Source organism: Arcicella sp. BE140 (genome assembly GCF_031456255.1).
Lineage (GTDB): Bacteria > Bacteroidota > Bacteroidia > Cytophagales > Spirosomataceae > Arcicella > Arcicella aquatica.
The window spans coordinates 24,921-40,084 of sequence record NZ_JAVDUE010000014.1; the positions used below are offsets into that span (position 1 = coordinate 24,921).

The 15,164-nt window shown below is 35.3% G+C and carries 12 protein-coding genes; all 12 read left to right on the forward strand.

What is annotated here, in order from left to right:
• The first annotated feature begins 19 nt into the window (after positions 1-19).
• Complete coding sequence (locus J2Y60_RS18115; RefSeq protein WP_309922253.1) at positions 20-793, forward strand: metallophosphoesterase family protein; 774 nt, start codon at positions 20-22, stop codon at positions 791-793.
• Between the two features lie 10 nt (positions 794-803).
• Complete coding sequence (locus tag J2Y60_RS18120) at positions 804-1,544, forward strand: metallophosphoesterase family protein (RefSeq protein WP_309922250.1); 741 nt, start codon at positions 804-806, stop codon at positions 1,542-1,544.
• Positions 1,545-1,563: 19 nt separating this feature from the next.
• Positions 1,564-1,950 (forward strand): glycine cleavage system protein GcvH, encoded by a 387-nt coding sequence (gcvH, locus tag J2Y60_RS18125; protein ID WP_309922246.1) that lies wholly within the window; start codon positions 1,564-1,566, stop codon positions 1,948-1,950.
• Entirely contained in the window at positions 1,947-3,008 is a 1,062-nt protein-coding gene (gene arsB, locus J2Y60_RS18130) for an ACR3 family arsenite efflux transporter (RefSeq protein ID WP_309922241.1), read from the forward strand. Before gcvH ends, arsB begins: the two co-directional genes overlap by 4 nt.
• Positions 3,009-3,235: 227 nt before the next feature.
• On the forward strand, positions 3,236-3,568 hold the full coding sequence (locus J2Y60_RS18135) for a DUF6660 family protein (RefSeq protein ID WP_309922238.1): 333 nt from the start codon (positions 3,236-3,238) through the stop codon (positions 3,566-3,568).
• Positions 3,569-3,669: 101 nt separating this feature from the next.
• On the forward strand, positions 3,670-8,013 hold the full coding sequence (locus tag J2Y60_RS18140; RefSeq protein ID WP_309922235.1) for a CusA/CzcA family heavy metal efflux RND transporter: 4,344 nt from the start codon (positions 3,670-3,672) through the stop codon (positions 8,011-8,013).
• An 11-nt stretch (positions 8,014-8,024) separates the two neighbouring features.
• Positions 8,025-9,266, forward strand: coding sequence for an efflux RND transporter periplasmic adaptor subunit (locus tag J2Y60_RS18145; RefSeq protein WP_309922232.1), 1,242 nt, complete (start codon positions 8,025-8,027; stop codon positions 9,264-9,266).
• Positions 9,267-9,352: 86 nt separating this feature from the next.
• A complete protein-coding gene (locus tag J2Y60_RS18150; RefSeq protein ID WP_409014239.1) occupies positions 9,353-11,335 on the forward strand; it encodes a heavy metal translocating P-type ATPase in 1,983 nt (660 codons plus the stop codon).
• A 195-nt stretch (positions 11,336-11,530) separates the two neighbouring features.
• Positions 11,531-12,697: a di-heme oxidoredictase family protein gene (locus tag J2Y60_RS18155; protein WP_309922225.1), complete on the forward strand. Its 1,167-nt coding sequence runs from the start codon at positions 11,531-11,533 to the stop codon at positions 12,695-12,697.
• Position 12,698: 1 nt separating this feature from the next.
• Positions 12,699-13,145: a Rieske 2Fe-2S domain-containing protein gene (locus J2Y60_RS18160; RefSeq protein ID WP_309922222.1), complete on the forward strand. Its 447-nt coding sequence runs from the start codon at positions 12,699-12,701 to the stop codon at positions 13,143-13,145.
• A gap of 5 nt (positions 13,146-13,150) precedes the next feature.
• Complete coding sequence (locus J2Y60_RS18165) at positions 13,151-14,377, forward strand: hypothetical protein (RefSeq protein ID WP_309922218.1); 1,227 nt, start codon at positions 13,151-13,153, stop codon at positions 14,375-14,377.
• 321 nt (positions 14,378-14,698) lie between these two features.
• Positions 14,699-15,148, forward strand: coding sequence for a 5-fold beta-flower protein (locus J2Y60_RS18170; protein ID WP_309922215.1), 450 nt, complete (start codon positions 14,699-14,701; stop codon positions 15,146-15,148).
• Positions 15,149-15,164 lie beyond the last annotated feature (16 nt).

A 15,164-nucleotide genomic window follows, 5' to 3' on the forward strand; every position in this document is an offset into this window, starting at 1 on the left:
CTTTAATATCCATTTCAAAATGAAAATCGTATTATTTAGTGATATTCACGCAAACCTTCCTGCTTTGGAAGCGTTTTTTGCGGATGTAGAAACTCGTAATCCAGATGCAATATATTGCCTAGGCGATTTAGTTGGCTATAACATTTGGTCAAATGAAGTAATCAATGAAATTAGAAAGCGTAATATTCCTACCATTGCTGGGAACTATGATTTTGGTATAGGGCGAGCAAGTGATGATTGTGGATGTGCTTACAAAACAGATGACGAAAAGGCGAATGGAGCAGTCTCTATTTCATTTACCAATGAATCTGTGGGAGAAAAAGAAAGGTCTTATTTACGTACTCTTCCTGCTCATATTAAAGTTGAGTTTCAACTCAATGGCGATAAGTTAAATTTATTGTTAGTACATGGTAGCCCAAGAAGAATAAACGAATACTTATTTGAAGACCGTGAAGAAAAAAGTATGATACGCATTATGGAGCAAGCTGATGCTGATGTTATGTGCTTTGGTCATACGCATAAACCATACCATCGTATATTGAACTCAGGTATAAAAGGACAAGACCATTTTCGACATGCAATTAATATTGGCTCAGTAGGTAAACCAAAAGATGGTAATCCTCAAGGTGGATATGTGATGCTTACTATCAATGAAAATAGCTCGATACTGAATAAGGAAAGCATTCAGGTAGAGTTTATTCGCTTTGATTATGATGTTGAAAAGGCAGCTCAAGCTGTAGAAGAATCTCGTTTACCGAATGCTTATGCAGAAAGCTTAAGAAAAGGAATTTAATCTATACGAAATGAAAATTGTACTTTTTTCTGATGTTCACGCTAATTTACCAGCGTTTGAAAAAGCTTTAGAAGAGATAGAAAAACAAAAGCCTGATGCGATTTATTGTTTAGGCGATTTAGTTGGTTATCACGTTTTTCCTAACGAAGTAATCAATGAAATTAGGAAACGTTGTATTCCAACCATAGCAGGGAATCATGATGCAAAAGTCAAAAAACTTTCTGAAAAGCAATTAGCTGAAACGGGAAAGAACTATGCTTACAGGATTATTGGAGAGACTGAAAAACAGTATTTAGCGACGCTACCTGCTCATATTCGAGTTGATTTTGAATTAAATGAAGGTTCTCTAAAAATGCTTTTGGTGCATGGTAGCCCCACGAGTAACGAAGAGTATCTTTTAGAGAATAAAGATGAAAGTGATTTCATCAATGTCTTTAAAGAAGCAGGAGTTGATATTTTATGCTTTGGTCATTCTCACAAACCTTACCATCGCATTTTATCTGAAACCGTCGATAATACGACTAGGTACTATCATGCAATCAATACTGGATCGGTGGGTAAACCCAAAGACGGAAACCCACAAGGCGGTTTTGTAGTCTTACACATTCACAAGAATAGCGGGAAGTTATATCAAGAAAGCCTTCAGGTACAATTTATTCGCTTTGACTATGATATTGATTTATCCATTAAAGCGATTGAAGATAGTCCTCTTCCAAATGAATTTGCAGAAATGCTCAAGAAGGCATTCTAACTTTTAATCTTAAAACAAAATGGAAATACCAGAAGAATATTACTATTCAAAAGAACATACTTGGTTAAGAATAGAAAACGAAATTGGTATCGTTGGCATCACAGAATTTGCACAAAGCGAATTAGGAGAAATTGTGTATGTTGACCTTCCCAACGATGGATATAAATTTAAACAAGATGAGATTTTTGGCTCAGTCGAAGCACTAAAAACAGTCAGTGATTTGTTTATGCCAGTTTCAGGTCAAGTACTTGAAAGTAACAAGCAGTTATTAAAAGAGCCAACTTTTGTTAATTCAGACCCTTTTGCAACAGGCTGGATAATCAAAGTAGCAATAGAAAATATAGAGGAAGTGAAAAATTTACTTTCTGCTCAACAGTATAAACAAGTAACAAATCAATTTTTATGAGTGCTCTCAACTGTAATCCAACCCAACGAAAAAAGCTAAGTTTTTTAGACCAATACCTAACTTTATGGATTTTCTTAGCCATGTTTATTGGCGTAGGGATTGGCTATTTTATTCCAGATTCATCCCAATTTATTAATTCATTTTCAAGTGGAACAACTAACGTTCCTCTGGCTATTGGTTTAATTTTGATGATGTACCCACCTTTAGCAAAAGTACGTTTTGAAAATATGGGGGAAGTATTTAAAAATACCAAAATACTAAGTGTATCACTTTTATTAAATTGGATAATTGGACCAATCTTGATGTTTGCATTAGCAATTATTTTCTTCCATAATCAACCAGAATATATGGTTGGTTTAATTTTAATCGGTATTGCAAGATGTATTGCAATGGTTATCGTTTGGAATGAATTAGCAGAAGGAAATCGAGAATATGCCGCTGGATTGGTAGCTTTAAATAGCGTTTTTCAAATTCTATTTTACAGTATCTATGCGTATCTTTTTATTACTGTTTTACCACCATATTTTGGAGTAAAAAGTATGGAAGTAAACATTACCATTGAACAGATTGCAGAAAGTGTTTTGGTCTATTTAGGTATTCCATTTTTTGCTGGAATTATTAGTCGATATGTATTGATAAAGTGGAAAGGGATTGAATGGTTTAACAACAAGTATATTCCGTTTATTTCTCCCATAACCTTAATTGCCTTGCTTTTTACCATTGTTTTAATGTTTAGTTTAAAGGGAAAGCTCATTGTACAAATTCCATTCGATGTATTGACTATCGCAATTCCATTAGTGCTGTATTTCCTTATCATGTTTTTGGTAAGTTTTATAATTGGCAAAAAAATGGGAGCCGATTATTCTAAAAATACTGCGATTTCATTCACAGCAACAGGTAATAATTTTGAATTAGCGATTGCTGTTGCTATCGGAATATTCGGGATCAATAGTGGACAAGCATTTGCAGGTGTTATTGGTCCTTTAGTGGAAGTTCCTGCTTTAATTTTATTGGTAAGAGTTGCCTTCTGGTTTAAAAACAAATGGTACTCTGAATAAAGATAATTTTGTTGAATCATTTTATGATTCTCATATTGATGTAGTAGTGAAACAATCGAAATAATATTTCGATTGTTTTTTTATTTTACCTTGTCCCCCAATACAGATAGGAAATGGCTGGTGTAAGTAGAACAGAAGTATAATGATGAATAACATTATGTTTTTTGCAGAAATAATATTTACTTTTTGCAAACCTGTTGCACTTGTTTTTAATGTAAATTTGCTTCATGAAAATATATTCAGTCATATTATCAATGTACATACTAGTACTTGCATGTTTGCCTTGCGGAGATGTGAATGACTGTAATAAGGTTTCTGGCGATACTCACTATTCATTATCTAAAACAAACCATACAGAGCATACTGAAGATACGGAAACCTGTTCTCCTTTTTGTACTTGTGCTTGTTGTGGGATGAATATTGCTTTCCGTTTCTATCTCCCTACCTTGACGATTGAAAATGAAAGCTCTTTTTACACGGGAAAAACAATAATTGTTTATAAAAACGAATCTCCCCTTTCAAATTTCTACGGGAATATCTGGCAACCGCCCAAAGTCTAATTTCAAAAATTTTATGGTCACTATTATGCACCTGATTGATTAATCAGCATGGATATTATTTGTGGCATTACATGAGTTTTTAAAAATTAGATTTCAAAAGAATGTTAGATAAAATCATAGAATTCTCGATAAAAAATAAATTTATCGTTGGTTTATTTACGTTGGCATTAGTACTGGTCGGCATTTATAATTTAAGCCGATTACCTATTGATGCCCTACCTGATATTACCAATAATCAGGTACAAGTCATTACAACTGCTCCTACATTAGCTACCCAAGAAGTTGAGCAGTTTATTACCTATCCCATCGAACAAACAATGAAAACGATTCCAAAAATCGTAGAAATGCGTTCAATTAGTCGTTTTGGTTTGAGTGTTATTACCCTTGTCTTTGAAGAAAATGTAGATATTTATTGGGCAAGGCAGCAAATGAGCGAAAAGCTAAAAGATGCTGAACGCCTCATTCCCAAGGGTACAGGTATTCCAGAACTAGCTCCCATCAGTACTGGTCTGGGTGAAATCTATCAATACGTTATTTTCGCTAAAAAAGGCTTTGAAGATAAGTATGATGCGTCTAAACTTCGTAGCATTCAAGATTGGGTAGTTAAACCTCAACTGCTAGGAACTGCTGGGATTGCAGAAGTAACTACCTTGGGCGGGGATCTCAAGCAATATGAAATAGCCGTTCAGCCCGACCGACTCAAAAGTATGAATGTTACCATCACTGATATTTTTATTGCGCTAGAAAAAAACAATGAAAATACAGGAGGCGCCTACATAGACAAACAGCCTTATGTGTATTTTATCAGGGCTTTGGGTATGGTGAAAAACATCGCTGATATTGAAAAAATAGTGGTGAAAAATAACAATGGTATCCCTATTTTAATTCGAGATGTAGCCAAAGTGCAAGAAGGGTCTGCTTTGCGATATGGAGCTGTTACCAAAGATGGGAAAGGGGAAGTTGTAGGGGGTATGGTGCTGATGCTAAAAGGAGAAAACTCATCGGCGGTGGTTAACCGTACCAAAGCCAAAGTAGAACAAATCAGAAAATCATTGCCAGAAGGCGTAGCACTTGAGCCCTTCATTGACCGAACAAAACTCGTAAATAATGCTATTGGAACAGTTGAAAAAAACCTATTAGAAGGAGCTTTAATTGTCATTTTTGTCTTGGTTTTACTCTTAGGGAACTGGCGTGCTGGTTTGATAGTAGCATCGGTCATCCCTTTAGCCTTGCTTTTTGCCGTCACTATGATGAACCTGTTTGGCGTGAGTGGTAACCTAATGAGTTTAGGTGCAATAGATTTTGGGCTTATTGTAGATGGAGCGGTAATCATTGTTGAAGCCGTTATTCATCGACTTCAACAAAACAAAGAAGGACGATTGGATAATCAACAAATGGATGATGAAGTATTACATGCCGCTACCAAAATCAGAAGTAGTGCAGCATTTGGAGAAATAATCATTCTTATTGTCTATTTACCCATTTTGGCTTTAGTTGGTACAGAAGGAAAGATGTTTAAACCGATGGCACAAACTGTATCCTTTGCTATCTTAGGGGCATTTATTCTTTCACTTACTTACGTACCAATGGCATCGGCTCTATTTTTGAGTAAAACGATTAGCCACAAAAAGAATGTTTCTGATAAAATCATTGATTTTATATATCGTTTTTATCAGCCTATTTTAGATGGTGCTTTACGCTTAAAAGCTGTCGTTCTAAGTGTTGCTGTCGTATTTTTTGGGGTTGTCCTACTTATTTTTAGCAGAATGGGAGGTGAGTTTATTCCAACCTTGGAGGAAGGCGACTATGCTATAAATTTTAGAATTGCCAATGGAAGTTCTTTAAGTATGAGTATTGAAACGTCTATACAATTAGAAAAAAGACTGAGAAATAAATTCCCAGAGGTTGTAGAAGTTGTATCAAAAATTGGCTCAGCCGAAATACCAACCGACCCAATGCCCATTGAAACAGGAGATTTAATTATCATTCTAAAAGATAAATCAGAATGGACAACCACGAAGGATTTCTATCAATTAGCAGATATGATGAAAGAAGAATTAGAGCAAATCCCAGGTGTTGGTTTTGAAGTTTCTCAACCGATTCAAATGCGATTTAATGAATTGATGACGGGTGTAAGAAGTGATATTGCCATCAAGATTTTTGGAGAAGATTTAGAAAAATTAGCAGTAACTGCCAATAGTACCATCGGACTCATCGGTAATATTGAAGGCGTAGCGGATATTAAAGCAGAACAAGTAACTGGAATGCCTCAAATTACGGTACGTTATAATCCAGATAAAATGGCACTTTATGGCTTGAATGTAGGTGACTTGAACAAAGTAGTAAGAACAGGATTTGCTGGAGAAGCCACAGGAAAGGTTTATGAAGGAGAAAGACGTTATGATTTAGTGGTTCGTCTTGATAAAGATTTTCGTCAGGATATTTCTAACGTAAAAAATATTTTTATTAGCCTACCTTCAGGTAATCAAATACCTCTTGAACAAGTAGCAGATGTAAATTTTGAACAGGGTCCAGCACAAATAAGTCGTGAAGATGGCAGGCGTAGAATAGTTATAGGCTTAAATGTTCGTGGACGAGATGTGAAGTCGGTAGTAAACGATATTCAAGCAAGACTAGATGCTAAACTCAAATTGCCAGAAGGCTATTATATTACTTATGGTGGCCAGTTTGAAAACTTGGTAGAAGCCAATAAACGTCTTGCTGTAGCTGTTCCTGCGGCTTTACTCTTGATTTTTGTTTTGCTTTATTTTACGTTTCATTCTGTCAAGCAATCCCTTCTTATTTTTACGGCAATCCCTCTTTCGGCTATCGGCGGTGTTTTTGCGCTTTGGCTAAGAGGAATGCCTTTTAGTATTTCGGCTGGTATTGGTTTTATTGCTCTTTTTGGAGTGGCTGTACTAAATGGCATAGTATTGATTGGCTATTTCAATCAACTAAAAGCAGAAGGATGGGACGATATCTTAGCCAGAATCAAAGAAGGAACAAAAGTACGTCTTCGTCCAGTAGTTATGACTGCCGCAGTTGCTTCATTAGGCTTTTTACCAATGGCCTTGAGTAGCGGAGCAGGTGCTGAAGTACAAAAACCTTTGGCGACAGTAGTAATCGGAGGTTTAATTACAGCTACTTTATTAACCTTGATTGTCCTTCCAATTTTGTATTTTCTTTTAGAAAAAGGAATAAAACCTCCTAAAAAAGCAAGTATCGTTGCAAGCCTTTTGTTGTTTTTATTTTGGAGTAATGCTACTAATGCACAGGAAAAACAAACGCTCAACTTGAATCAAGCTATTGAATTAGGAACTAAGAACAATACGTTGGTTCAAGCCAACGAGTTAGCGATAAAAACGCAAAGTCAACTAAAACCAACGGCCATTGAATTACCCAAAACCTCCATCAATGCGATGTTTGGTCAATACAATACCAGAAGTTTCGACCAGAGTTATACTATTGCACAAAGCTTTAGTCCTTTTCAGTTTCAAGCAAAAAAACAGCTTATCAACGAAAATATCAAAAATAGTGAACTCAAATTAGCTTCGACTAAACATGATATTATTTATCAAATTCGGCAGTCTTGGAATATGATTTTGTACTGGTCGGCTGTCAATCAGTTGTTACAAAAACAAGAGGAATACTTAAAGGTATTTGTAGATGCTGCAAAATTGAGGTTTAAAACAGGTGAAAGTAATTTATTAGAGAAAACAACAGCCGAAACTAAACAGCAAGAACTGGCGCAAATCAGGAAGCAAAACGATGGATTGATAGTGCGTGAGAAAATCAAGCTAAAAAATATTTTGAACTTGAAAGAAGATTTTGTTTTGGCTGAAAATAACTTTTCTCCTTCAAAAGCCTTATATGCTGATTCACTTTATATCAATCAAAATCCGATGCTTCAAGTAGCGATGCAACAGGTAGAGATTGCTAATGCTTTCAAAAATGTAGAAAAAGCTCAAAGGAAGCCTGATTTTTCAGCAGGATATTTTTTGCAATCACTCACAGGGAATCAGGATATTGAAGGTAAAACCACTTATTACAATGGTTCACCACGCTTTCAAGGAGTTAATTTAGGTATCAGCATTCCACTCTTTGGCAAAGCAAGCAATGCTCGTATTAAAGCTTCGGGAACAGAAGTATTAGTTCAGCAAAAGAATGTAGAATATCTCAAAAATCAACTAAACAGCCAGTTACTGCAACAGATTGAAGAGCAAAAGGTCAATCAATCCTTGATAGACTATTATATCCAAACGGCTTTACCCAATGCCGAGATTATTAGTAGTAATGCTCAAAAAGCCTTTCAAAATGGAGAGATTGGCTATGTTGAATATTTACAAGGACTAGAAACAGTATTGAGCATTCAGCAAAATAACCTCAGTGTTATTAGCCAATTCAATCAAAATAATATCAATATTCAATATTTGTTGAACAATTAAATTTTTGAAAAATGAAATTCAATCATCATAGCATAGCAAAATATATTACGGTTTTTCTTTTAATCATGACTGTTTTGTCATGTAAAAAAAGTGCCGAAACTACAGCAACAGAAGAGCATCATGAAGATGAAAAAGGTACGGTAGAACTTACTCCTGCTCAGGTAAAAGCATCACAAATTGTTTTTGGAAATTTTGAGAGAAAAAATCTAAGTGAGGTAATCACAGCCAATGGTTATACTAAGCTACCACCCCAGAATCAAGCAGATGTGTCTGTTTTTATGGCAGGTATCATTAAATCCATTGCCGTTATCGAAGGACAGTATGTAAAAAAAGGACAAAGCCTAGCTACATTCCAAAGTGTTGAATTCAACAATCTTCGTTTGCAAAAAGTAAAATTGATGGATGAATTACAACAGGCTAAAGCCTCAATGGGCTATTTAAGCCTAGATTTTCTTCGCCAAAAAGAATTAAGTGATGAAAACGTAACAGCTAAAAAAACCTTTCAAAAAACGAGTGCTGATTTTGAAGCTATCAAAGGTAAAGTCGAAAATTTGGCACATCAAATTCAGATTCTGGAGCAAACAATTGCTCTTAGTAGCAAAGGGAATGGTACCACGATTGCCATTATAGCCCCTATTTCTGGTTATATCACTGCTGTAGAGGTAAAAATTGGTAGCAGTGTTTCTCCCAATACCTCTTTGTTTTCAATCGTTGATAATTCAAAAATGCACGTAGATTTGTTAGTGTATGAAAAAGACCTTTTTAGAATCAAGATTGGTCAAGATGTTCGTTTTGTACTTACCAATCAAGGTAATCAAGAAATTTTAGGAAAGATTTTTAGCGTTGGTAAAGCTTTCCAAAATGAAACAAAATCGGTGGCTGTTCATGCCGACATTAACAATAGCAAAGCAGGCTTAATTTCTGGAATGTATGTAAGTGCATTAATTGACATTGGCAAAAACGATGTAAATACGCTTCCTATTGATGCGGTTATCAAGGCAGAAGGAAAAGAATTTATTTTTATTCAAGAAGAACATGAAGATTTGAAAAATGGAGAAGCTAATAAAAATAGCCATGACGAAGGCGTCCATTTCAAGCGAATAGAAGTAAAAACAGGAGCAATCCAATTAGGATTTGTTCAGGTTACACCTCTACAAGACATCGCTGTTGGAGCAAAAATTGTTATAAAGGGTTCATATTATCTGCAATCATCCATTGCCAATGCCGAAGGTGGCGATGAGCATGGGCATTGATTTAAACTAATAACATGGAACATAAACACACTTACGACAAAGACGGGAAACAACTTTGTTGTACACAAGAGGAAAAAGTAAATAGAATGGCAAACCCCTCTTTAAAAAATAAAGCCCCAAAAGATAGTTGTTGTGCCAGCGACGACCAAAATGAACATGAATACGAACATTCAGACGATGACGGACATGATTATGCTGGTGGAAGTATAAGCATTACTCAAATGTTTTTGCCTGCGACAATTAGTTTATTTTTATTACTAATTGCCATTATGATAGATAACTATTTTCCTCAATCTTGGTTCACGGGCTGGATACGTATTATTTGGTATGGTGTTGCTTATCTACCTGTTGGTTTTCCTGTGTTAAAAGAAGCCGGTGAAAGTATTGGCAAGGGTGAAATATTCTCAGAATTTTTATTGATGAGTATTGCAACAGTTGGAGCCTTTGCTATTGGCGAATATCCTGAAGGGGTTGCGGTAATGTTATTTTATTCTGTTGGGGAAGTGTTTCAGACTTTAGCTGTAAAACGTGCAAAAGCAAACATTAAATCGCTACTTGACCAACGACCTGATGAAGTAACAATCGTGCAAAATAATCAGGCGAAAATAATTAAAGCAGTCTCTGCTAATATTGGCGACATTATTCAACTGAAAGCAGGTGAGAAATTAGGCTTGGATGGCGAATTACTTTCAGATACAGCCTCTTTCAACACGGCAGCACTTACTGGAGAGAGTAAACCAGATACCAAAACTAAGGACGAAACAGTATTAGCAGGAATGATAAACTTGAATACTGTTTCACAAGTAAAAATTACGACAGCATACAAGGATAGTAAACTTTCAAAGATTTTGGAGTTGGTTCAAAATGCCACCGCACAAAAAGCACCAACAGAGTTATTCATTAGAAAGTTTGCTAAAATCTATACGCCAATTGTCGTGTTTTTAGCCACTGCTACTTGTTTATTGCCTTATTTTTTTATTGGTGATTATATATTTAGCCAATGGCTGTACCGTGCATTAATTTTCTTGGTAATTTCTTGCCCATGCGCATTGGTTATCAGTATTCCTTTAGGCTATTTCGGAGGGATTGGTGCTGCTAGTAAACATGGTATTCTCTTTAAAGGGAGTAACTTTCTGGACATCATCGCTAATATTCAGAACGTAGTAATGGATAAAACAGGAACAATGACCGAAGGTATTTTTAAGGTACAGGAAGTAGTCATTAAATCTGACTTTAATAAAGATGAAATATTGCAAATGGTAAATGCCTTGGAAAGCCAAAGCACACATCCAGTAGCCACTGCCATTCATGACTTTGTAGGGAATGTAGATAACAGTATCGAATTGAAAAATGTAGAGGAAATAGCTGGACAGGGACTTAAAGCCGAAATAAATGGCAAGAAATTGTTAGTAGGAAATTTCAAATTGATGGATGCTAATTCGATTGCTTATGATATTGACCCTACTTCGATTGTTTATACCTTGATTGCAATTGCTTACGATAAAAAATTTGTGGGTTATTTAACCATTGCCGATAGTATTAAGGAAGATGCACAGGAAACCATCAATCAACTAAAAGCATTAGGTGTAAAAACTACTATGCTCAGTGGAGATAAAAGTAACGTTGTAAAATTCGTTGCAGATAAATTAGGGATTACTAATGCTTTTGGAGATTTACTACCTGAAGACAAAGTAAACAAGGTTAAAGCAATAAAAGCCAATCATGAAACGGTGTGCTTTATTGGCGACGGAGTAAATGATGCTCCTGTTGTAGCCTTGAGTGATGTTGGTATTGCGATGGGTGGTTTAGGAAGTGATGCTACCATAGAAACGGCTGATGTTGTCATTCAAGATGATAAACCTTCAAAAATACCAATGGCAATCAATATTGGTAAACAAACCAAAAAGATAGTTTGGCAAAACATCGTTCTCGCCTTTACCGTAAAAGCCATTGTATTAATATTAGGTGCTGGAGGATTAGCCAATATGTGGGAAGCGATTTTTGCAGATGTTGGTGTAGCTTTATTAGCTATTCTAAATGCTGTTAGAATTCAGAATATGAAGTTTTAAGCATTCTAACATAATCAAGATAAATAAAATGGGTTACTCAGAGTATTTGAGTAACCCATTTTTGTTTTTAAAATAAGACGAAAATAATAAAAACAATATGACTAATATAATATTTAGATTAGTCTAAATATTATACCTTTGTATTTCTAATATTTTAATTATAGCGTTATGAAAGCAAATTGTACCTTTTTAATAATGACATTTATCTTTTTTTTCGCAACTGCTTGTGAAAAATTACTTCCTGACTCTCCCGATGAAAATACAGTTTTAGATGGAACAATTGAAGAATTGTCCACTACTGAAACGGCTAAATTCCTTCGTGGCGATATAGCTTTTGCAAAGGTTTTTACAGCCAATACAGGCTTGGGTCCTTTGTTTGTTTCAAACTCTTGTATTAGTTGTCACGCAGGTGATGGAAAGGGGCATCCTGCTACAAGCTTAATTCGTTTTGGACAAACGGATGAAACTGGAAATCATTTTTTGACACAAGGTGGTCCTCAGTTGCAACATCGAGCCATCACTGGTTTTTCTCCTGAAAATATTCCTTTTGGAGTTTCCCAAGCTACTTTTATTGCCCCTTCAAATACAGGGTTAGGGTTTTTAGAGGCTGTTACTGATGATGACATTTTGGCTTTAGCAGACCCAGATGATAAAGATAATGATGATATTTCTGGTGTTCCGAACTGGATTACGTTAGCGGACTTTGTAACTCCTAAAGCCAATGCAATTACTAAAAATGGTAAATATATTGGTCGTTTTGGTAGAAAAGCAGGAGCGTATGATTTATTCAACCAAACTGTAAATGCTTACAATCAAGACATGGGCGTGGTTAGTACATATTCACCAAAAGATACATACAGTGGTGAGGAGCTTGACCCCGAAGTAAGTAATGCTGAAATAGCCGATTTGGTACATTACCTGCATACACTAAAAGCACCCATTCAAAGAAATGCTGACATAGTTGAGGTGAAGGAAGGGAAAGCATTATTTATCAAGATTCAATGTGGTAACTGCCATACACCAATAATGAAAACAGGTAATTCTACCATTCAAGGATTAAGCAATAAAACCTTTGCTGCTTATACCGATTTACTTATGCACGACATGGGTAAAGCTTTAGATGATAATTATACAGAAGGGTCTGCTAAAACTTACGAATGGAGAACAACCCCACTTTGGGGTTTAGGTTTATCAAAAGATTCACAAGGAGGTAAAATTCATTTATTACACGATGGGCGTGCCAAAAGCATTGATGAAGCAATAGTTTTACATGGTGGAGAAGCACAAAAGAGCCGTCTGCAATACAGCGCATTGAGTGCTAAAGAAAAACAAACATTAATAACATTTTTAGAAAGCCTTTAACATGAAAAGACGTGATTTTATTCGTACAGGTTGTCTGACTTGTATTGGGGGTACTGCTATAACGCTAGCTTTACAGGCTTGTAGTTCGGCATACTATGCCAAGCAAATAGATTTGAAACAAAATAACTTGGTAATAAAAAAAAGCGAGTTTATCGAAGTAAAAAAAGATGGAAAGCAAAATATTAGAAACGTAGTCGTGGCAAAATATGAGAAATTAGGATTTCCAATTGCCGTTTTTCGTTTGGGAGAAGACCAATACTCAGCTATCTATTTAGAGTGTACGCACCAAGGCAACGAAGTACAACCACATGGCAATTATTTGGTTTGTGAAGGTCATGGAAGTGAATTTGATAACAAAGGTAAAGTAACACAAGGTCCTGCGGAAAAGGCTTTGCGAACATTTAATGTGAAAACAGACGAGGAATATATTTATATCACTTTAGCCTAACAAGAATGAAACTAAAACTACTTTTATTGATACTATTATTGGTACTATCTCAAAATAATTTTGCTCAGATTGATACCACACTATTTAAACGAAAACCGATTTCAGATTCCACCAAAATGAACCTTGATGCTGTATATAACCGCCCGTTTTTACAGGTTGGTCGTACCCCATTAGGGGTTGGTGGATATGCAGAATTCAATACCATTTATGGGGTTACTGACGGCGTTGGAGAAGGTTTTTCTTTTCAAATGCGTAGAATGACTTTATTTTTAGGAGGAAGCCTACATCAGAAAATAAAATTCATGTCGGAAATTGAATTTGAAGATGGTACAAAGGAAATCAATATAGAATTTGCCGCCCTAGATTTTCAGTTTGCAAACCTCTTTAATTTCCGTGGGGGTATCATCATGAATCCAATTGGAGCATTTAACCAAAATCATGATGGTCCGAAATGGGAATTTAGCGATAGACCCATATCAGCAACACAAATGCTTCCTGCTACTTTTAGTAATGTTGGAATGGGATTCTATGGTAAAAAATATACGAAGCAATGGGTATTTGCCTACGAAACTTATTTGACTAATGGCTTTGATGAAACCATCATTGATAATGAAAACAGCCGTACCTCTTTGCCAGCAGCAAAAGCCAATAAAGACCGTTTTGAAGAAAGTAGCAACGGACAAGCTCTTTTTACAGGCAAAATAGCGATTAGAAACCGTAAAATTGGGGAATTGGGACTTTCATACATGGGGGGAGTTTATAATAAGTTTCAAGATGATGGCTTTATTTTAGCAGAAAAAAGGTCTTTGAATGTTTTTGCAGTAGATTTTAATACTGTTATAAAAAAAACCAAAACATCCATTATCGCAGAATGGGCATGGGTAAATGTAGATTTGCCTAATAATTACGCAGTACAATATGGCAGTAAACAAAATGGGGGCTTTGTAGATATTGTACAACCCATTTATAAAAAACCACTAGCAGGCTTTCCAAATTCTTCTTTTAGTATCGCTTGTCGTATCGAGCGAGTTGATTGGAATATGGACACATTTACTGAAACAGGAGATAAAATTTATGATGAAGTATTCTCAATTATGCCCGCTGTTAGTTGGCGACCGATTCCATCAACCGTCATCCGATTCAATTATCGTTTCCAAAAACAATGGGATTTATTAGGTAATCCACCAGCTAAGATGGGTGTAATACAATTAGGGGTTTCTAGTTATTTTTAAAGGGCTTATTTATATTATTACATTGAATAGCATAGAAGGGCTCACAGGTTTTGTAGTGTATTTATATTTAAATATTTAAACAGAAAATTATATAATAATGAGCGAAAAATGTATGATGTAGAATTATCTTTTCAAATGTTATTTTACTTTATAATAAATAGGACTTCTGAAAAAGAAGCTAATTCGTATATTTTGTTTTCTAATGGCAATGCAAGTGCTTTTGTAAGTATAGGCTTTGTATCATAACAGTTAATATAAATAAATCTTCTTGAGAGTTCAATTCCTGTAAAGTATAATTTTCACATTTAAATTATCAAAACAATGCAAAAATTAGCAATAGTGCTCATTATATTAATGAGCTTTTTTACACAGAACTCATTTGGTCAAAAAACTCGTTCTGACTTCAAAGGTCATATAATTGATTCAAAGGGTGATGTTTATTTGGAAGGTACGAAAATAGGGTCTGTCGCCAGAGAAGGTCTTATAAAAGACGCTAATGGTCAGAAAATAGCTTTCGTAAATACAAATGGTTCTTTGTTGGATGTCAATGGAAAGAATCTAGGAAAAATGGGGAAAGATGGGAAAACGTATTATGATGCAAACGGCTTGGTTGTCTTCTCTGTAAACGACGTCGATGGTGTAACCTGTGATATATTAGATGCTAAGGGGAAAAAAATTGGGAATGTACATGACAGTTATAAAGGCGTAGCCTGCTCTTTACATTGTTTTACCAATAAAATGGACATGAAAACACATAGCAAAAAAAAATAATCTTACATAAATCATT

Excerpts from the sequence above, each read along its gene's own strand:
- J2Y60_RS18120 (WP_309922250.1), top strand. The coding sequence starts at position 804 with ATGAAAATTGTACTTTTTTCTGATGTTCACGCTAATTTACCAGCGTTT.
- gcvH (WP_309922246.1), top strand. The coding sequence starts at position 1,564 with ATGGAAATACCAGAAGAATATTACTATTCAAAAGAACATACTTGGTTA.
- J2Y60_RS18155 (WP_309922225.1), top strand. The coding sequence starts at position 11,531 with ATGACATTTATCTTTTTTTTCGCAACTGCTTGTGAAAAATTACTTCCT.
- J2Y60_RS18145 (WP_309922232.1), top strand. The coding sequence starts at position 8,025 with ATGAAATTCAATCATCATAGCATAGCAAAATATATTACGGTTTTTCTT.
- J2Y60_RS18165 (WP_309922218.1), top strand. The coding sequence starts at position 13,151 with ATGAAACTAAAACTACTTTTATTGATACTATTATTGGTACTATCTCAA.
- J2Y60_RS18150 (WP_409014239.1), top strand. The coding sequence starts at position 9,353 with ATGGCAAACCCCTCTTTAAAAAATAAAGCCCCAAAAGATAGTTGTTGT.
- arsB (WP_309922241.1), top strand. The coding sequence starts at position 1,947 with ATGAGTGCTCTCAACTGTAATCCAACCCAACGAAAAAAGCTAAGTTTT.
- J2Y60_RS18135 (WP_309922238.1), top strand. The coding sequence starts at position 3,236 with ATGAAAATATATTCAGTCATATTATCAATGTACATACTAGTACTTGCA.
- J2Y60_RS18160 (WP_309922222.1), top strand. The coding sequence starts at position 12,699 with ATGAAAAGACGTGATTTTATTCGTACAGGTTGTCTGACTTGTATTGGG.
- J2Y60_RS18170 (WP_309922215.1), top strand. The coding sequence starts at position 14,699 with ATGCAAAAATTAGCAATAGTGCTCATTATATTAATGAGCTTTTTTACA.
- J2Y60_RS18140 (WP_309922235.1), top strand. The coding sequence starts at position 3,670 with ATGTTAGATAAAATCATAGAATTCTCGATAAAAAATAAATTTATCGTT.
- J2Y60_RS18115 (WP_309922253.1), top strand. The coding sequence starts at position 20 with ATGAAAATCGTATTATTTAGTGATATTCACGCAAACCTTCCTGCTTTG.